This is a genomic window from Halopseudomonas sp. SMJS2 (assembly GCF_029866945.1).
GTDB lineage: Bacteria > Pseudomonadota > Gammaproteobacteria > Pseudomonadales > Pseudomonadaceae > Halopseudomonas > Halopseudomonas bauzanensis.
In genome coordinates this window covers 1,738,248-1,757,973 of record NZ_CP123445.1, presented here as the reverse complement: position 1 = coordinate 1,757,973, position 19,726 = coordinate 1,738,248, and the positions used below count along the sequence as shown (strand labels likewise).

Sequence of the window (19,726 nt, the reverse complement as noted above, 5' to 3'; positions counted from 1 at the left end):
GGAAGCGAGTACGCCGTCGCGGCCGGCAATGGAGCGCGCATTGTACGCGACTTGGCGGCTTGGAGCCTACTGGAAGGAAAAAGGCCACCCGGAGGTGGCCTTTTCTTCAACACGCGGGCCGAGGCCCGTGAATCAATTCGATCAGAACTGGTTCATCGTGTTGTCTTTACCGCCGGCTTTCAGAGCGGCTTCGCCAGCGAAGTACTCTTTATGGTTGTCACCGAGGTCGGAGCCAGCCATGTTCTGATGCTTGACGCAGGCGATACCCTGGCGGATTTCCTGACGCTGAACACCTTTCACGTAGGCCAGCATGCCTTCCTTGTCGAAGTACCCTTTTGCCAGGTTGTCGGTAGACAGTGCGGCAGTGTGGTAAGTCGGCAGGGTGATCAGGTGGTGGAAGATACCGGCTTCACGGGCTGCATCAGCCTGGAAGGTGCGGATCTTCTCATCAGCCAGCTGGGCCAGGTCGGTCTCGTCGTACTCGACGCTCATCAGGCTGGCACGGTCGTAGGCGGAAACATCCTTGCCTTCGGTAACCATGGCATCGAATACCTGCTGACGGAAGTTCAGCGTCCAGTTGAAGGACGGGCTGTTGTTGTAGACCAGCTTGGCGTTCGGTACCACTTCGCGGATGCGGTTGACCATGTCGGCAATCTGGCCAACGTGCGGCTTCTCGGTTTCGATCCACAGCAGGTCGGCACCGTGTTGCAGGGAAGTGATGCAGTCCAGTACGACGCGGTCGACACCGGTGTCCTTGCGGAACTGGAACAGACCGGAAGCCAGACGCTTGGGCTTGAGCAGCTTGCCGTTGGCCTTGATGACCACGTCGCCGTTCTCGATGGAATCGGCATTCTCGATGTAGTCGCCATCGAGGAAGCTGTTGTACAGGTCGCCCAGGTCGCCCGGCTCGTTGGTAACAGCGATCTGCTTGGTCAGGCCGGCGCCCAGGGAGTCGGTACGGGCAACGATCACACCGTCGTCGACACCCAGTTCGAGGAAGGCATAGCGAACGGCGTTGATCTTGGCCAGGAAGTCAGAGTGCGGAACAGTGACCTTACCGTCCTGGTGACCGCACTGCTTCTCGTCGGACACCTGGTTCTCGAGCTGGATGCAGCAGGCACCCGCTTCGATCATCTGCTTGGCCAGCAGGTAGGTGGCTTCGGCGTTACCGAAACCGGCGTCGATGTCGGCAATGATCGGCACCACGTGGGTTTCGAAGTTGTCGATCTGGGCCTGGATTTCCTGGAGCTTGGCATTGTTGCCAGCGGCGCGGGCATCGTCCAGAGCGGTGAACAGCAGGTCCAGTTCGCGGGCGTCAGCCTGGCGCAGGAAGGTGTACAGCTCTTCGATCAGACTGGAAACGGCAGTCTTCTCGTGCATGGACTGGTCGGGCAGGGGGCCGAACTCGGAACGCAGCGCCGCGACCATCCAGCCGGACAGGTACAGGTAACGCTTGTTGGTGGTCTTCAGGTGCTTCTTGATGGAAATCAGCTTCTGTTGGCCGATGAAGCCGTGCCAGCAGCCGAGGGACTGCGTGTAGGCAGAACTGTCGGCGTCATACTCGGCCATGTCCTTGCGCATGATAGCAGCGGTGTACTTGGCGATATCCAGACCGGTTTTGAAACGGTTCTGTGCACGCATGCGTGCGACGGATTCCGGGTTGATGGCGTTCCAGCCGTTACCGGCGGTTTCTTTGAGCGCGGAAACTGCTTTGATATCGTTCTGATATGCTGACATGGTCAATCCTTCAAAGTGTGCGTTGGTTCTGACGTTAGTCGACCCCGAACCCTTAAGCCAGAGCCTGGGTTGCGGCACTCCGCAGTGCGTCGAAACAGTGACCGGAATTGAAGAATGACATAAGAGAGAGGAGGGTACGTTACAGTCGATGCGCTGGATGGCGTGTTTTGCTCAAGCTGATAGCTTGAAGAGCATACCGCCGCTCCGGTGTCATACAGGCTGCTACGTTTGAATCGCTTCCCCGTCCCTCAGGACAACTTCGTTCCAGTCGCAACCTCGTCGAACTGCCTTGTGGGCTGTCGAGACACAGATGGGTCCTTAGGTTCAGGAACCATCCGGAGACCCGTAAAGGGGCTCTGGCTAGCGGGAGCGGGGCAATAATGCGGCCTGGAAAAACAGAAGTCAACGATCTTGTAGTGAATTTATCTAAACACTACAAAACTCCAACAAAACTCATTGCAAGCGTTCGACCATCAATCGGATGCTCTGCTGTTGCGCGCTGCGGGTGGTAGTTCGGCGCCCTAGGCCGCGGTCCTGGCGGCTTTCAGCATCATCCACCCCACCAACGGTAACCCACTCGCCGAGGCGTGCGGTGACTACCGTATCGGTACGCTGTACGTCGATGACATCCTTGCCGGCAGGGTGCAGCCGATCGTTGTTGGCGCTCAGGGTGATGGTTGCAAGATCGCCGTTCAGGCGCACGGTGGCGTAGAAGCCGGAGGTGACGTCGTGATATTCGGTCTGATTGATCACTTGGCCATAGATATTGGTCGTGGTGCTGGTCAGCGGTATCCGCTGGCCGGTCTGGATCAGCACCGGGTAGCCTTCGTTGGCTGTGATCACCCGGGTACCGTCACCCGCGCCGCGGGTTTCACGGCGGATGACTCGCGCCTGATTGGCACCTCGCGGCTGCCCCACAACAATGTCCCCAGCGCCAGTTTCCAATCGACCATCCAGCCGGTAGCCGGACTCGTTACCCCGTGAACTGGCCGAGTTGCTGACGGTGATACGCAGCTTGGCCGGTTGGCGATCAAGCTCGCTCAGCAGCGCTCGGATCTCCTGCAGCCGCTCAGGCTCGGCGCGAATGATCAACTGATTGCCATAGGCGGAGACACGTTCGTCGGCACGGAGCATCGGCTGAATAGCCGGAATGACATCCTGGGCCATGGTGTAACCCAACGGGATGACCTCGGTCCGCGGCGCGGCGAGGAGCTGAACAGAGCTGAAAGCAAGGGCGAGACTGGTAAAAATGGCCAGCATGATTCGCAGATTCATGGCGCGATCTCCTCGTTACCGAAGCTGAGTTTAGCATTCGAGGGCGCGCGCGAGATCGCCGCCAGCGCCGTTACTGGGCTGCAGTGGCTTCCCACGTCATGCTCTGGTGAGGAATGCCGGCATCGAGATACACCTCCGAGCAGGGCACGAACCCCAGTTGCCCGTAGAAATCGAGCGCGTGGGTCTGGGCCGACAACCTCAGCTGCGTCATGCCTTGCTGGCGGGCGTGCTGCATGACGGCCAGCATCAGTTGCCGGCCAAGGCCTTTGCCGCGCGCCTGTGGCAACAGGGCAACACGTCCGATACGGCCATCATCCAGCAGCCGGGCAGTACCCACCGGTTGTTCGTCGGCAGTCAGCAGAAAGTGCGTGGCATGCGCGTCATCTGCGTCCCACTCGAGCTCTGGTGGTACCTGTTGCTCGTCGATGAACACTATCTGGCGAATATCGCGCAATGCCGGCGTGCTATCCCAGTCCGCTAGCCGAATATCCAGATTATTCATCCTCGTCCTCTTCCAGCAGCAGATCGCCTTTGCTCAGCAATTGCTCCAGCAGCAGGACGGCCTCATCGTCCTGGCGCCACGCCTCCAACTGCTCGGCATCAAGATAATCGCGATTGCAGATCAGCTGCACCAGCGGCAGCAGTCGGGTCGGCAGCAGGCAATGTTCGCCACTGGCGAACAGCATCAGGTACTCGTCCTGCTCCTGGCGCCAGGCGAGGCGGGCGTTAGGGCTGCGTACCAGGCCGTAGCCCTGGTCCAGCGCATCGTTCAGCACCTGCTCGTCCAGCTCTTGCGCCGTGATCATTTCCGGGTAGCGTGGCTCGGTCATGAAGCGGCCGAACCAGGTGCCCAGGGCTTCCTTGTCCTGAATCAGCTCCAGCAGGAGCTTTTGCAGGCAGTCAACCGTCGGCCCATCGATTTGTGCCGGGTCTGCGGGCAGGCTGAGACCAGCATCGCTGTAGCGCTGATGATCACCGAGATACTGACCGAGAAAGTCGCTGAAATGGGTCAGTACTTCGGCGTGGCTGGGAGCCCGGAAGCCGATCGAGTAGGTCATGCAGTCGTCTTCAGCGATGCCGTAGTGGGCCAGACCCGGAGGTAGATACAGCATGTCACCGGGGCCAAGTACCCACTCATCCTGCTGCTGGAAATCGCTCAGAATGCGCAGATCGGGATGACTCAATAGCGGACTGTCAGCATTGCAGGCCTGTCCGACCTTCCAGCGTCGATGGCCATGTCCCTGCAGCAGGAATACGTCGTAGTTGTCGTAATGCGGGCCAACGCTGCCGCCCGGCGCAGCGTAGCTGATCATCACATCGTCGACCCGCCAGCTGGGCAGAAAGCGGAACGCCTGCAGCAGCTCGGCCACCTCGGGCACGAACTGGTCAACAGCCTGGACCAGCAACGTCCAGTCCCGCTCCGGCAGCTTGCGGTAATCGTCTTCGGTGAAGGGGCCATGGCGCAATTCCCAGGGCGTGGCGCCCTGTTCCAACACAATGCGCGATTCCACTTCCTCTTCCAGGGACAGGCCTGCGAGCTCATCCGCGCTCAGCGGATTTTCGAAATCGGCAAAGGCCTGGCGGATCAGCAGCGGCTTCTTCTGCCAGTAATCCCGGAGAAACTCATCGGCAGACATGCCGCCAGGGAGGGTGGTGACGGAAAAGGACATGGGGCAGCCTCGAATGCGGCAGGAAGGTCGAAGGGAGTGGCTTGAGCCGATGCCCGGCGAGACCGGGCATCGGCGGCAGTTCAGATACGGCGAGCTTGCGCCACGGCGTTGCCAATGTAATTGGCAGGCGTCAGGGCCTTGAGTTCCCGCTTGGCTGCATCGGGAATCTCCAGCGCGTCGACAAAGCTCTGCAGCGCCTGCGGGGTGATGCCCTTGCCGCGGGTCAGCTCCTTGAGCTTTTCGTAGGCGTCCGGCACAGCGTAACGCCGCATGACGGTCTGCACGGGCTCGGCGAGCACTTCCCAGCAGTTATCCAGGTCTTCAGCAATACGTTGAACATTCAGCTCTAACTTGCTGATTCCTTTGAGAGTTGCTTCATAAGCAATGATGCTGTGAGCAAAGCCGACACCCAGGTTGCGCAGCACGGTGGAGTCGGTCAAATCGCGCTGCCAGCGGGAAATCGGCAGCTTGCTGGCCAGGTGCTGGAGGATCGCATTGGCGATACCCAGGTTGCCTTCCGAGTTCTCGAAATCGATTGGATTGACCTTGTGCGGCATGGTCGAGGAGCCGATTTCACCGGCAATGGTCTTCTGCTTGAAGTAACCCAGGGAAATGTAACCCCAAATATCCCGGTCGAAATCGATCAGGATGGTATTGAACCGGGCCACCGCATCGTACAGCTCGGCGATGTAATCATGCGGCTCGATCTGGGTGGTGTAGGGGTTGAAGGTCAGCCCCAGGGTTTCTTCGATGAACTGACGGGCGTTGGCTTCCCAGTCCAGCTGGGGGTAGGCCGACAGGTGGGCGTTGTAGTTGCCGACGGCACCGTTGATCTTGCCCAGCAGCGGAATGTTCTCCACTTGGGTGATCTGACGCTCCAGGCGGTAGACGACGTTCGCCAGTTCCTTGCCCAGGGTCGTGGGGGACGCCGGCTGACCGTGGGTGCGCGAGAGCATCGGCACGTCGGCGAACAACACCGCCAGGGCGCGAATTTCATCGGCCAGGCGACGCATCAGTGGCAGCACCACCTCGTCGCGACCACTGCGCAGCATCAACGCGTGGGACAGGTTGTTGATGTCCTCGGAGGTGCACGCGAAGTGAATGAACTCGTTGATTTTCTGCAGTTCGGGCAGGGCCGCGACCTGTTCCTTGAGCAGGTACTCCACCGCCTTGACGTCGTGGTTGGTAGTCCTCTCGATTTCCTTGATGCGCTCAGCGTGGCTCAGCTGGAAATCATCGACCAGACGATCGAGCAGGGCATTGGCCTCGTCGGAGAACGGACCGATCTCGGGAATGCCCGGGTGCGCAGCCAGGCATTGCAACCAGCGGACCTCAACCTGCACACGAAAGCGGATCAGGCCGTACTCACTGAAAATGCCACGCAGGCTGGCGGTTTTGCTGCCGTAACGGCCATCAACGGGTGAAACGGCGGTCAAGGAGGAAAGTTGCATAGGAGTTCTCGTCAAAGGCTGGCTGAAAGCCGCAGATCATACACCATCCTGAGGTGATTGGGTTCGACCTGCGGGCAGGTGGGCAGCGCCTCGTGCGCTACCCGTTGAGGATGGAGCGGGTCGCTTCCAGCAACTTGCGGCGTGACAACAGCAGTTGCCAGCGATGACCGCCGAGCTGACGCCACAGGCGCGCCGAGCGGATGCCAGATAACAGTAGTGCACGGATGCGGTTGGCAATATCGGGTTGCTGGAGATGCCGCATGTCGCCATGCACCTGAATGCGCAGCCGCAAGGTGCTCAAGGTATCCTGATAGGCGCTGCCCAGGGAGGCCATGGTGTTGTCATGCAGCAGTCCGAAGTGACCAACCTGCTGCTGCGCCTGATCCAGACGCTGACCGAGCACCGCAAGCATGTCGTCGCGCTTGTCCAGCTGCCGTTCGAGGGTAATCAGGTTCATGGTGTAGCGCAGGGCATCACGCTGCAGGCTGGCGGTATCCCGCTCCAGCATGGCATTGAGTGCCTGCAGTCCGCTGCGAATCTGGTGATGGGAGCCGCCATAGATACCGAGGGTGTCGTCCGGCGAGCGTTCGAAGATGCTCTGGATCAGACAGCTCACCGGGCCTTCGCTGTGCTGGCCGGTGCGGGCCAGTTTATCGACCTGCAGTGCCGCCTCGAAGATCGCTCCCAAGGCCAGTACCTGTTCTTCAGCCGGCGTCATGGCGCGTCCTCATAGGCGGGAGTCGCCTGCTCGATGACACCGCCGCCCAGGCAGACATCGTCCTGGTACAGCACTATGGACTGCCCCGGGGTAACTGCACGCTGCGGCTCATCGAAGCGGATCAGGTAGCCATTGGCAGTCCGCTCGAGGGTGCAGGCCTGATCGGGCTGGCGGTACCGCACCTTGGCGGTCAACCGCATGGGCTCGGTGATGTCCAGCGGGTTGACCCAGTAGATGTTGGAGCAGGCGAGCGCGCTGGAAAACAGCCAGGGGTGCTCATTGCCCTGGCCGACGACCAGCACATTGCGCTCGAGATCCTTGCGCAGTACATACCAGGGATCATCACTGGCGCCCTGCAAACCACCGATGCCCAGACCCTGACGCTGGCCGATGGTGTGATACATGAGGCCATGGTGACGGCCGATGACCTGCCCATCAGTGGTCTCTATCTCGCCAGGCTGGGCTGGCAGATACTGCTTGAGAAAATCGGTGAACCGACGCTCGCCGATGAAACAGATGCCGGTGGAGTCCTTCTTGCGCGCCGTGGCCAGCTGGTATTTCTCGGCAATGCGCCGTACTTCGGGCTTTTCGAGTTCACCCACCGGAAACAGCGTACGGGCAAGCTGCTCGCCGCCAACCGCATGCAGAAAGTAGCTCTGGTCCTTGTTCGCATCCAGCCCACGCAACAACAGCGTCTGGCCGTCGCGCTCGGCGCGGCGGGTGTAATGGCCGGTGGCGATCAGGTCGGCGCCCAGCATCAGCGCGTAGTCCAGGAAGGCCTTGAACTTGATTTCCCGGTTGCAGAGGATGTCCGGATTGGGCGTGCGGCCGGCCTTGTATTCTTCCAGGAAATGCTCGAACACATTATCCCAGTACTCGGCGGCGAAGTTGGCTGTATGCAATTTGATGCCGAGGCGATCAGACACCGCCTGGGCATCAGCCAGGTCTTCGCGGGCGGTACAGTATTCGGTGCCGTCGTCTTCATCCCAGTTCTTCATGAACAGACCCTCGACCTGATAGCCCTGTTCGAGCAACAAGGCCGCAGAGACGGAGGAGTCGACCCCGCCGGACATGCCGACAATAACCCGGGTCTGGCTGGGCGTTTTGGTTTGCGTAGTCATGTCAACGAATCAGATCCAGTGGATACCGCGGTTTGTTCAGGTAATCGGTGAGGCATTCAAGCACCATGGGACTACGCAGTTGTTCACCCAGCGCAGCAACTTCTTCCAAGGTCAGCCAATGGGCGCCTACGATACCGTCATCCAGTTGCAGGTGGGGCTGGTGAGCCACCGGCTGGGCGATGAAGCAGGTACGCTGGTAGGTGACACCATTTTCGCCGCGGAACAGGTAGACTCCGGTAAGCCCGGTGATTTCCACTGTCCAGGCGGTTTCTTCCAGAGTTTCGCGATGAGCAGCCTGTATGAGACTTTCGTCTGCTTCCAAATGCCCGGCAGGCTGATTGAATACAACTCTATTGTTGCTGACTTCCTCAACCATGAGAAACCGGCCGCGATCTTCGACGATAGTGGCGACGGTAACGTGAGGTAAAAAGCGCATATTTGACTCCCGATTCAGGCCGATAGGTTACCGTAAACCGGCCTCCCGGTGAATGGTCGGGATGAAACGCAACGGCTCCAGCGAGGGAGGGGGCTGGAATTGGACGGAAAAAGGGCTAGGATGCGAAGAGCGTCCAGGCCCTGTAGTGAGAATGTAGTCTCACTACAAAATCTGGTCACCAATCAATCAGTGGCTCCTCGAGAAAGGCGTTTCTTGCGGGAGATACCACTGAAGATGATGAAAGTGCGTGACTTTTTGTAGGAAAACTACAACAATACGGCCCACCAAATCCGTATTCTTCCGATTCGGACCAACCGTCCGGGTCTTCACTGACAACGACACACAACGGAGTCACAAATGGGATACCAAAAGATCCAGGTGCCGGCGAGCGGCGACAAAATTACCGTCAACGCCGACTTCACCCTGAATGTTCCTGCCAACCCGATCATCCCTTACATCGAAGGTGATGGGATCGGCGTTGATATTTCCCCGGTCATGATCAAGGTAGTCGATGCGGCCGTGGAAAAAGCCTACGGTGGCAAGCGCAAGATCTCCTGGATGGAAGTGTTCGCCGGCGAGAAAGCCACCCAGGTCTACGACCAGGACACCTGGCTGCCGGAAGAAACCCTGGATGCAGTCAAGGACTACGTTGTTTCCATCAAGGGCCCCCTGACCACGCCGGTAGGCGGCGGTATCCGCTCCTTGAACGTAGCTCTGCGCCAGCAGCTGGACCTGTACGTCTGCCAGCGTCCGGTTCGTTGGTTCACCGGCGTACCCAGCCCGGTCAAGAACCCCGGCGACGTCGACATGGTCATCTTCCGCGAGAACTCCGAAGACATCTACGCTGGTGTCGAGTGGAAAGCCGACTCCCCCGAAGCGAAGAAAGTCATCAAGTTCCTCACCGAGGAAATGGGTGTTACCAAGATTCGCTTCACCGAAGGCTGCGGCATTGGCATCAAGCCGGTTTCCGAGCAGGGCACCAAGCGCCTGATGCGCCAGGCTCTGCAATACGCAGTGGACAATGATCGTAGCTCCGTGACCATCGTGCACAAGGGCAACATCATGAAGTTCACCGAAGGTGCCTTCAAAGAGTGGGGCTATGAAGTCGCTCGTGACGAGTTCGGCGCCGAGCTGCTGGACGGCGGTCCGTGGATGCAGTTCAAGAACCCGAACACCGGCAAGAACATCGTCGTGAAAGACGCCATTGCCGACGCCATGCTGCAACAGATCCTGCTGCGCCCGGCCGAGTATGACGTTATCGCTACCCTGAACCTGAACGGTGACTACCTGTCCGACGCACTGGCTGCCGAAGTGGGCGGTATTGGTATTGCTCCGGGCGCCAACCTGTCCGACTCGGTTGCCATGTTCGAAGCGACCCACGGTACTGCACCCAAGTACGCCGGTCAGGACAAGGTCAACCCTGGTTCGCTGATCCTGTCCGCAGAAATGATGCTGCGCCACATGGGTTGGGTAGAAGCTGCTGACCTGATCATCAAGGGTACTGAAGGCGCCATCGCCAACAAGACCGTTACCTATGACTTCGAGCGTCTGATGGACGGTGCCGTCCTGCGCAAGTGCTCCGAGTTCGGTGATGATCTGATCGCTGCGATGTAATTCAAGCGGCAGTCAGAAGCAATAACAAACAAGCCGGCAAATGCCGGCTTGTTTGTGTAAGAGTGCCCGGTACAGCGAGGAACACGCGGGCAGGTGTCAGTTAAACAAGCGTCGCCACCGGAGCCGCTTCGGTCATTTCAGCCGATTTGCGAACCGGCTCACCAACGGCCTGGATATTGACTGCATGCAGGCCCTTCGGACCCTGGATGATGTCGAACTGTACAGGCTGGCCTGCCTTGAGCGTTCGGTACCCATCCATCTGGATAGCTGAGTAGTGGGCAAAAAGGTCTTCATTGCGACCATTGGCTACCACGAAACCATAGCCTTTGGCATTGTTGAACCATTTGACCTTACCTATCTCCATACTGCTTTCCTCTGCTGTCCCCATACTGGGTAGTGAATCCTGCTGTGACCTCACATGACACGGAATGTCGGAGAATGACGGATTACGTATCAGGCTTGTTACACTTATTAACATTGAATCGAGATAAGTCAAGGCGGGTACAGGCAAGCTGTGTACCAGTGCACATTTTGCCTGTAGCCTGACATACACCATGTGATCAAAAGACATTTGCAACGATGGAAACTCAACTAACGTTCATGCAGGAGCCGGGGCAGCCGGAGCACGAAGAAGATGATGGTCTGGCGGTACAAACCGGCAAACCGGAACTGCAGCCGCCGGCACGCTATCAGGTCATTATGCTCAATGACGATTACACGCCGATGGATTTCGTCGTGGAGGTATTGGAGGTCTTCTTCTTGCTGAATCGGGAAAAGGCTACACAGATCATGCTCAGGGTCCATACTGAGGGCAGAGCCGTATGTGGCGTCTATTCTCGGGATATTGCCGAGACCAAGGCGGCTCAGGTAAATGAATATGCCAGGGAATGTCAGCACCCGTTGATGTGTCAGATAGAACGCGAAGCGTAATAGAGCGACCAGAGTCGCACAATGAGGGGGCAGTATGCTAAATCGAGATCTGGAGATCACCCTGAACCTGGCGTTCAAGGATGCTCGCAGCAAACGCCACGAATTCATGACTGTCGAGCATCTGCTGCTGGCCTTGCTCGATAACCAGGCCGCCGTGGCCGTGCTGCGGGCATGCGGTGCGGACATGGACCGGCTGCGTCGGGAACTGACCGAGTTCATCGACTCCACCACACCCTTGATTCCAACCCAGGACATCGAGCGCGAAACCCAACCCACGCTGGGCTTTCAGCGCGTATTGCAGCGCGCCGTGTTCCACGTCCAGAGCTCCGGCAAAGGCGAAGTGAATGGCGCCAACGTGCTGGCTGCGATCTTCAGTGAGCAGGAAAGCCAGGCGGTGTTCTTCCTCAAGCAACAACACATCGCCCGCATCGACATCGTCAATTTCATCTCCCATGGCATCTCCAAGGTGGCCGATGATAACGAGAGCATGCAGGCCGAGCAGGAGAACCTTGATGAGGAGGGTGGCGAGGCGGTGGCCGCTAATAATCCTTTGGAGTCCTACGCCAGCAACCTGAACGAGCAGGCGCGGCTGGGGCGGATCGATCCGTTGGTCGGCCGTGCAGCGGAAGTCGAGCGGGTGGCGCAAATCCTGGTGCGGCGACGCAAGAACAACCCGCTGCTGGTCGGTGAGGCCGGCGTCGGCAAGACGGCTATCGCCGAAGGGCTGGCCAAGCGTATCGTCGATGGCGAAGTGCCGGACATTCTCACTGAGGCAGTGGTGTACTCGCTGGATCTCGGTGCGCTGCTGGCAGGTACCAAGTACCGGGGCGATTTCGAGAAGCGCTTCAAGGCGCTGCTCAAGGCGCTGAAGAAGCGTCCCCAGGCGATCCTGTTCATTGACGAAATTCATACCATCATCGGCGCGGGCGCCGCATCCGGCGGGGTGATGGATGCGTCCAATCTGCTCAAGCCGCTGCTGTCCTCAGGCGAAATTCGCTGCATTGGTTCGACCACCTTCCAGGAATTTCGCGGCATTTTCGAGAAAGACCGGGCCCTGGCGCGGCGTTTTCAGAAAGTCGATGTGGCCGAGCCTTCCGTCAGCGACACCATCCAGATTCTCAAGGGGCTGCGCAGCCGCTTCGAGGACCACCATGGCATCCGCTATACCGACGATTCGCTGAAGGCCGCGGCGGAATTGGCCGACCGCTATATCAATGATCGGCACATGCCGGACAAGGCCATCGATGTGATTGACGAAGCAGGAGCCTACCAGCGCCTGAAGCCGCAGGATGAGCGGCCCGAGTGCATCGACGTAGCCGAAGTGGAAGCCATCGTCGCGAAGATCGCACGGATTCCACCCAAGCATGTCTCCACCAGCGACAAGGAACTGCTGAAGAACCTGGAGCGAGACCTGAAGTTGGTGGTATTTGGCCAGGACCAGGCCATCGATGCGCTCAGCACAGCCATCAAGTTGTCCCGCGCCGGGCTGAAGTCCGCCGACAAGCCGGTCGGTTCGTTCCTGTTCGCCGGCCCGACCGGGGTGGGCAAGACCGAAGTGACTCGCCAGCTCGCCAAGAGCCTGGGGGTGGAGTTGCTGCGCTTCGACATGTCCGAATACATGGAGCGGCATACCGTATCACGGCTGATTGGCGCGCCTCCGGGTTACGTCGGCTTCGATCAGGGCGGTCTGCTCACCGAGGCGATCAACAAGACGCCGCACTGCGTATTGCTGTTGGATGAAATCGAGAAGGCCCATCCGGAAGTCTTCAATCTGCTGCTGCAGGTCATGGACCACGGTACGCTGACCGACAACAATGGTCGCAAGGCGGACTTCCGCAACGTGATCATCGTGCTGACCACCAACGCCGGGGCGGAGTCCATGGCCCGGTCGTCGATCGGCTTCACCACCCAGGACCACACCACCGATGCCATGGAGGTGATCAAGAAGACCTTCACGCCTGAGTTCCGCAACCGCCTGGATGCCATCATTCAGTTTGGCCGGCTCAGCCACGACAGCGTCAAGTTCGTGGTGGACAAGTTCCTCACCGAACTACAGGCCCAGCTGGAAGACAAGCATGTACTGCTGGACGTGGATGAAGACGCTCGTAACTGGCTGGTGGAACATGGTTACGACCCGCTGATGGGTGCGCGGCCCATGGCACGCCTGATCCAGGACCGGATCAAGCGGCCGCTGGCAGAGCAGATCCTGTTTGGTGATCTGGCCGAGCATGGCGGCACCGTGCATGTCACCCTGCGCGACGGCGAGCTGGTGCTGGATGTGCCGGAAGAAGAGATGGCCTGACCGGCCTGGCAGCGGAGCCGGAAACGGCTCCGCTGATTGGGCGCCTCAGACGTTGAAGCTGGCCCACACCGGCGCATGGTCCGACGGCTTTTCCATGGCACGGATGTCATAGTCGATGCCGGTATCGACACATTGGTCGATCAGACCGCGGCTGGCCATTACCAGGTCGATGCGCAGGCCGCGTTTGGGGTCATCCTCGAAGCCGCGGCTGCGGTAGTCGAACCAGCTGAACCGATCATTCACCGCGGGATTCATATGCCGGAAGGTATCGACCAGCCCCCAGTCCTTGAGCCGCTGGAGCCACTCGCGCTCCTCGGGCAAAAAGCTGCACTTGCCGGTACGCAACCAGCGTTTGGCGTTGGCTTCGCCGATACCGATATCGCAATCCTGTGGCGAAATATTCAGATCCCCCATGACCACGATCCGCTGATCAGCCGCATAATCCTGCTGCAGATGCTCCTGCAGATCCGCATAGAACCTGGTCTTGGCCGGAAACTTGATGGGATGAGCCCGGCTTTCGCCCTGGGGGAAGTAGCCATTGAATACAACCAGCGGCGAGCCATCAGCGCAGGGCAGGGCGGCACTGATCATGCGGCATTGTGCCTCCTCACCATCATTGGGCAGCCCCTTGCGTACCCACAGCGGCTCTTCGCGGGTCAGCAGCGCCACGCCGTAATGGCCTTTCTGACCATGAAAATGCACGTGATAACCCAATGCCTGAACCGACTCCAGCGGAAACGCAGGGTCATCCACCTTGGTTTCCTGAAGACCGATGACATCGGGCGAGTGCTTGCTGACCAGCTCCTGCAACTGGTGAGGGCGGGCGCGCAAGCCGTTGATATTGAACGAGACAACTTTCATCAAAATTCCTATCCTGAAGAAAACGGGAAAGCCGGAATGCGTATCGGCCAGAGGCGGTCTGCATGTTAGCATTCCCCGGCGGCAAGTTGGCCGCACCAACCCGTCCGGCAGGTTAGGAAACGCTGAACCACGATGCCATATTGATGCTGGAACAGAACATGGTCCGTTTTTCCATATTGCTGGCTCTACTGCTGTTCACCACGGTCGCCCATGCGGAACTCGAGGTGCAGGTCGAGCCACGCAATGATGCGGCCCGCAAGAATATCGAGGCCTTCATCGGGCCTGTGACGGCCACCAGCCGCGAAGCCATGTGGCGCCTGGCCCGGTCCAGCCGGGAGCAGGCACTCAGCGCGCTGCAGGCACTGGGTTACTACCATGCCCGGGTACGCCCGCGGGTCACCGGCGAGGATACCGACCCGGTGCTGCTGCTGGAAGTGACCCTGGGCGAGCCCGTGCGGCTGGATAACGTCACCCTGGAGGTAAGCGGGGCGGGCCAGGATGCGGACTATTTCAACTTCCCCCTCAGCCGCCACATGATGCCCGGCGCGCAGCTGCACCATGGCCATTATGAAGACACCAAGAGTCTGCTGCAGAACCAGGCTTTGCAGCACGGCTATTTTTCCGCCGAGTTTCTGGAAAACCGGCTGCTGATCGATGTCGAAGACAATCTGGCGGATATCATTCTTCGCTATGACACCGGCGAACGCTACAGCCTCGGTGAGGTGAGCTTTTCCGAAACGCCTTTCGATGCCGATCTGCTGCAGCGCATGGTGCCGTTTCGCTATGGGGTACCCTACGAGGCGGATCTGATTGCCGAGTTCAATCGCGAGTTGCTATCCAGTGGTTACTTCGAAGCGGTGCAGGTTACCGCACCGGCTGATCTTGCGGTGGATGGGGTAATCCCTGTGCAGGCCCAACTCAAGGCCCGCAAGCCTCACTCGCTGGGCTTCGGTGGCGGTTTCTCCACCGACGTAGGGCCGCGCGTGAAGGCTGACTGGACGCAGCATTGGCTCAATTCCCGAGGGCACAGTCGTGGCGCCGAGCTGGAGGTGTCTGCCCCCCGACAGAAGATAACATCCTGGTATCAGATCCCTCTCACGCCGCCTCAGTCCAGCCATCTGCGCTTCTTCTCCGGCTGGCAGCGCGAGGATATCGACGATACCGAAAGCCAGAGCATGGTCATCGGCGGCTTGTTGCAGCGACGGTTGGAGAACGGCTGGAACCGCAGCATCGGTCTGCGCCTGGAGCAGGAACGCTATTCGCTCGGCGACGACTCCGGCCGCAGCACTCTGCTGATTCCCAGCCTCGGCTTTCAGCGTACCGTCAGCGACAACAGCATGGACCCGAGCCGCGGCTACAGTCTGATGATGGATCTGCAGGGCGCCAAGGCCGGCGTCCTTTCCGATATCGACTTCCTGCGCCTGAATCTCGCTGCCAAGGGGCTGTATACCCTGTGGGACAACCACCGTTTCCTGACCCGCGCCCAGGTCGGCGGCATCGCCAGCGATGGCTTTTCCAGCGTGCCGCCATCGCTGCGCTTCTTTGCCGGTGGTGACCAGAGCGTACGTGGTTACGATTACCGTACCCTGGCACCTACCGATGATACTGGCGAGCGTATTGGCGGGCGCTACCTGCTGGCCACCAGCGGGGAATACCAATACGAGTTCCGCCCCAAATGGCGCGCTGCAGTGTTCGTCGACCACGGTAATGCGGTGGACAGCTGGAAAGACCCAATGAAGACCAGCACCGGGGTAGGCATACGCTGGGTCTCGCCGGTAGGCCCGATCCGCCTGGATCTGGCCAGGTCGATGAGCGATCCGGATGAGGGCTTTCGCATACACTTCTCCATGGGTGCCGAACTGTGACGGGGTTTCTACTCAAGGCGCTGTTGCGCGGGCTGCTCATTCTATTGGCAGTGCCTGTGCTGTTGGTGGCGATCCTGCTGGCGGTGCTGTCCAGCGAAGGGGCCAATCGATGGCTGTTTGGCAAGCTGCCGGAACTGGAGCCGCGCCTGCAGTTGGAGTTCAGTAGCGGGCAGTTGTGGCAGGGCTGGCATTTTTCCCAGGTGGCCTGGCGTGACACTGGTATCGAACTGACTATTGATGAGCTGGAACTGGCCTGGACACCCGGCTGCCTGCGCGGCAAACGCCTGTGCATCGATTTGCTCGCGGCGGAGCGTATTCAGGTACACACCACCCCAACGGATGAGCCGGACGAGCCGCGGCAGGACATTACCCTGCCGGAGATCCGCCTGCCCCTGGGCATACAATTGCAGGAAGCGCGCATCGGTGAGGTGTGGGTGAACGGCGAAGAAGCGCTGCTTCACGATATTTCCCTGCAGGCTCAGCTCAGCGGCGACCAGCTGCATATCACCCACTTCAGCGGCCAGGGGCCCGACCTGACCTGGGACCTGGAAGGCGATCTACGCATGAGGGGCGACTGGCCGCTGCGGGTGGTAACCGCACTGACCTTGCCGCCGATGGATGAACGCCCTTGGGAGCTGCAGGCCCGCATCGATGGAAGCGTTGCCCAGCTACAGCTGGAAGCCCGCAGCAGCGGTTATCTGTCCGGCGTGCTGACAGCTGACGTCCAACCACTGCAAGCCGAGCTGCCGCTGACAGCCCAGTGGCGCGGCGAGGCTTCTTTTCTGGCGCTAGAGTCTCTGCCGCCCAGCCTGACCCTGAACGACCTGGTAGTGAATCTGGCCGGTGACCTGGAGAGAGGCATCGCATTGCAGGCCGACAGCCATTTGCCAGGTGAAGGTGGCAGGATAGACCTGACCGTACGCGGCCAAGCCACGAGCACCGGCGTATCCGACCTCAACTTGCATCTGGTCGTGGCTGAGCAGCCGGAACGGGAACTCAGGCTCACAGCCAATGCTGGCTGGTCTGACGTACTCACCGCCGATGCGCAGCTCGCCATGCAACAGTTTCCGTGGCAATGGCTGTATCCGCAGGATATCGGACCGCTGGAAGTGCACCAGCTGAATCTTGAGGCCAATCTGCGGGATATGGCATTCGACGCGGCACTGCAAGCGCAACTCGGCGGGGTGGGAGAGCAGGAGGCCGATCTGCAACTGGCCCTCAGCGGAACCCCGGAACATATCGATATCGCCCCCTTGGCGCTGACCACCGAGCAAGGCAGCCTCACTGGTGAAGCGGCGCTGAGCCTGCTCGATGGCATCGCCTGGGACGTCAGCCTGCTGTTGCAAGAGCTCAATCCGCAGATGTTCGCAGCTGAGCTCCCCGGCTCGCTGAATGGCCCGGTAACCAGCTCCGGCAGTATCCGCGATGAGCAACTGCAACTGACTGCCAACTGGGACTTGAGCGGCACCTTGCGACGCCAGCCCCTGGCCCTGTCCGGCGCTGTGGCGAGCGCCGAAACGGGCTGGCAGGTCACCGATCTGGAGCTGCGCCAGGGTGACAACCGTATCCGTGGTGCGGGGCACTGGGGGCAGACCGTAGAAGGCCGCTTCGATATCAACCTGGCGCGCATGGCAACGCTGTGGCCGGGGCTGTCTGGCAGTCTGGTAGGTAACGCCGAGGCATCGGGATCGGCAAATGAGCCGACCGTGACGCTGGCATTGCAGGGGGAGCGGATAGGCTATGCCGAGTTCGGCCTGGCGGCGCTCAGCGCTGACGGCCGGGTCACGCTCAACGATGGGTTGCCTGGCAATCTGACCCTTTCCGCCAGCCGCCTGCGCAACGGTGATACCCGGCTGGGCAGCCTCAGCCTGGTACTTGACGGCACCCGGGCATCGCATCAGCTGGCGATTGATCTGCAAGGCGGCCTGGTGGATCTGGATACGAGCCTGACCGGCAGCCTGAATGACGAACGCTGGCAGGGCCAGTTGCGCGACGCCAGCATCGCCGCTGAAGACATGGTCTGGCAACTGAACGACTCCGCAGCCCTGAACTATCGCTTGGCCAATGGCGAACTGCGTCTGGGCGCCCACTGCTGGAGTCACCTGCAGAGCCAGCTCTGTTTCAATGGCGAACAACGGTTGATGCCCGACCGGCAGGTAAATCTCAGACTCACCGATTTCCCGCTGGCCTCGTTGCAGGAATGGCTGCCGGATGACCTGATCTGGGATGCAACGCTCAATGCCGAAGCGCAATTTCGCCAGGCGGTGGGTGCCGAGCCACGGGCCAACGTGGTGGTCAGTAGCCGTAACGGTGAGCTGCGGGTCAACAACCCGGACCAGCCATTGACCTTCCCTTACGAAAACCTGGAATTCACCATCCAGCTCGATCCCGAGCAGGCCCGTAGTCGGCTGCAGTTGGTCAGTGACGGGCTCGGCAATCTTGATGTCCAGGCCGATATTGCCGACCCCGGCGGCGCCCAGCGTCTCGACGGCCGCTTCGATCTGCGTGATGTGCAACTGGATATCCTGCGACCCTTCCTGCCGCAGGTCGACACGCTCAACGGAGACCTGATTGGCCGCGGCACCTTGGCCGGGACGCTCACCGAGCCGCAAGTAGACGGCGATATTTTGCTGAGCAATGGTGAAATCAGCGGACCGGAGCTGCCGGTCAGCTTCAAGCAGTTGCGGATGCAGGTGGGTATCACCGGTCAGCAGGCCGTGATCGATGGGCAATGGCAGAGCGGGGAAGGGCAGGGCCAGCTCGCCGGCACCGCCGCCTGGGCACCGGCCCTGGCCGTGGATATCAGCCTGACCGGTACCAACCTGCCAATCCGCGTCGATCCCTACGCTGACCTGTTGGCCAGCCCGGATCTGCATATCGGTCTGGCCGACAATAACCTGGCGCTCACCGGCACCATCGCGATTCCCGAGGGGGATATCACCGTGCGAGAGCTGCCGCCGGCCGCCGTCCGAGTGTCCCCGGACGCAGAGATTGTCGGTGCCACCGAAGAGACGGAAGAATCCCTGCCGCTGGGCATCAGCATGGGCATCCAGCTGCTGATCGGTGATCAGCTGAACTTCAGCGGCTTCGGTCTCACTGGCCGGCTCAGTGGCCGGCTGCATGTGCGCGAAAACATGACCGCCGCTGGTAACCTGAATATTCTGGACGGACGCTTTCGCGGCTACGGCCAACGCCTGGAATTGCGGCGGGCGCAGATTCTGTTCGCCGGCCCGATCAGCAAGCCCTACCTGGATATCGAAGCCATCCGCCGGGTCGATGATGTCATCGCTGGCCTGCGCCTGACCGGCCAGGCCGATGCACCCATATCCGAGGTGTTTTCTGAGCCGAGCATGGCCCAGGAGCAGGCGTTGGCCTACCTGATCCTCGGGCGCCCGCTGGGTGCCGATACCGGTGACAGCAACGTCTTGGGTCAGGCCGCGCTGGCGCTGGGCATGGCCGGTAGCACGCCGCTGGCGAAGAACATTGCCGGGTCGCTCGGTATTGATGATTTTCAGTTGGATACCGAGGGCAGCGGCCTGACAACCAGTGTGGTAGCCACCGGCTATCTCACCGAGAAGTTGAGTCTGCGCTATGGTGTAGGGGTGTTTGAACAGGCAAACCGGTTGGCCGTGCGTTACGATCTGACCAAACGCCTGTACCTGGAAGCCGTTGGCGGCCTAGTCAGCTCCCTGGATTTTTTCTACCGCATCGATTTCTGATGCATCACTTGTGACTTAAGGAGTTTC

General features: G+C 60.1%; 15 protein-coding genes. 5 read left to right on the top strand and 10 right to left on the bottom strand.

Annotation, left to right across the window (positions count from 1 at the left end; translation table 11 throughout):
• Positions 1–141: 141 nt before the first annotated feature.
• From QAO71_RS08200 to QAO71_RS08165, 8 genes are all read right to left on the bottom strand, one after another.
• Positions 142–1,737, bottom strand: a complete 1,596-nt coding sequence (locus QAO71_RS08200; RefSeq protein ID WP_280165632.1) for an isocitrate lyase — start codon at positions 1,735–1,737, stop codon at positions 142–144.
• A 453-nt stretch (positions 1,738–2,190) separates the two neighbouring features.
• A complete protein-coding gene (locus tag QAO71_RS08195; RefSeq protein WP_280165631.1) occupies positions 2,191–3,012 on the bottom strand; it encodes a secretin N-terminal domain-containing protein in 822 nt (273 codons plus the stop codon).
• 70 nt (positions 3,013–3,082) lie between these two features.
• Positions 3,083–3,514 (bottom strand): GNAT family N-acetyltransferase, encoded by a 432-nt coding sequence (locus QAO71_RS08190; protein WP_074781210.1) that lies wholly within the window; start codon positions 3,512–3,514, stop codon positions 3,083–3,085.
• Entirely contained in the window at positions 3,507–4,682 is a 1,176-nt protein-coding gene (locus QAO71_RS08185) for a cupin domain-containing protein (RefSeq protein WP_280165630.1), read from the bottom strand. Before QAO71_RS08185 ends, QAO71_RS08190 begins: the two co-directional genes overlap by 8 nt.
• 80 nt (positions 4,683–4,762) lie before the next feature.
• Complete coding sequence (gene purB / locus QAO71_RS08180) at positions 4,763–6,133, bottom strand: adenylosuccinate lyase (protein ID WP_036989795.1); 1,371 nt, start codon at positions 6,131–6,133, stop codon at positions 4,763–4,765.
• Positions 6,134–6,230: 97 nt separating this feature from the next.
• A complete protein-coding gene (gene hflD / locus QAO71_RS08175) occupies positions 6,231–6,851 on the bottom strand; it encodes a high frequency lysogenization protein HflD (protein ID WP_074781207.1) in 621 nt (206 codons plus the stop codon).
• Positions 6,848–7,972, bottom strand: a complete 1,125-nt coding sequence (gene mnmA / locus QAO71_RS08170; protein ID WP_074781206.1) for a tRNA 2-thiouridine(34) synthase MnmA — start codon at positions 7,970–7,972, stop codon at positions 6,848–6,850. Before mnmA ends, hflD begins: the two co-directional genes overlap by 4 nt.
• A gap of 1 nt (position 7,973) precedes the next feature.
• Positions 7,974–8,408 (bottom strand): NUDIX hydrolase, encoded by a 435-nt coding sequence (locus QAO71_RS08165; RefSeq protein WP_074781205.1) that lies wholly within the window; start codon positions 8,406–8,408, stop codon positions 7,974–7,976.
• Positions 8,409–8,765: 357 nt separating this feature from the next.
• Here QAO71_RS08165 and icd point away from each other — a divergent pair, with 357 nt between their 5' ends.
• Positions 8,766–10,022 carry an NADP-dependent isocitrate dehydrogenase gene (gene icd, locus QAO71_RS08160; RefSeq protein WP_036989800.1) on the top strand — a complete coding sequence of 419 codons (1,257 nt, stop codon included), beginning with the start codon at positions 8,766–8,768 and terminating at the stop codon, positions 10,020–10,022.
• A gap of 100 nt (positions 10,023–10,122) precedes the next feature.
• Here the strand turns inward: icd and cspD are convergent, their stop codons facing one another.
• Entirely contained in the window at positions 10,123–10,386 is a 264-nt protein-coding gene (gene cspD, locus QAO71_RS08155) for a cold shock domain-containing protein CspD (RefSeq protein WP_036989802.1), read from the bottom strand.
• 215 nt (positions 10,387–10,601) lie between these two features.
• Between cspD and clpS the strand changes: the two genes are divergently transcribed.
• On the top strand, positions 10,602–10,952 hold the full coding sequence (gene clpS, locus QAO71_RS08150) for an ATP-dependent Clp protease adapter ClpS (protein WP_280165629.1): 351 nt from the start codon (positions 10,602–10,604) through the stop codon (positions 10,950–10,952).
• 34 nt (positions 10,953–10,986) lie between these two features.
• A complete protein-coding gene (gene clpA, locus QAO71_RS08145) occupies positions 10,987–13,254 on the top strand; it encodes an ATP-dependent Clp protease ATP-binding subunit ClpA (protein WP_036989805.1) in 2,268 nt (755 codons plus the stop codon).
• 45 nt (positions 13,255–13,299) lie between these two features.
• Here the strand turns inward: clpA and xthA are convergent, their stop codons facing one another.
• Positions 13,300–14,115, bottom strand: a complete 816-nt coding sequence (xthA, locus tag QAO71_RS08140) for an exodeoxyribonuclease III (RefSeq protein WP_074781204.1) — start codon at positions 14,113–14,115, stop codon at positions 13,300–13,302.
• A 158-nt stretch (positions 14,116–14,273) separates the two neighbouring features.
• Here xthA and QAO71_RS08135 point away from each other — a divergent pair, with 158 nt between their 5' ends.
• Together QAO71_RS08135 and QAO71_RS08130 are read left to right on the top strand one after the other, a co-directional pair.
• Positions 14,274–15,980 carry an autotransporter assembly complex family protein gene (locus QAO71_RS08135; RefSeq protein ID WP_280165628.1) on the top strand — a complete coding sequence of 569 codons (1,707 nt, stop codon included), beginning with the start codon at positions 14,274–14,276 and terminating at the stop codon, positions 15,978–15,980.
• Entirely contained in the window at positions 15,977–19,699 is a 3,723-nt protein-coding gene (locus tag QAO71_RS08130) for a translocation/assembly module TamB domain-containing protein (RefSeq protein WP_280165627.1), read from the top strand. The genes QAO71_RS08135 and QAO71_RS08130 overlap by 4 nt, the downstream gene beginning before the upstream one ends.
• Positions 19,700–19,726 lie beyond the last annotated feature (27 nt).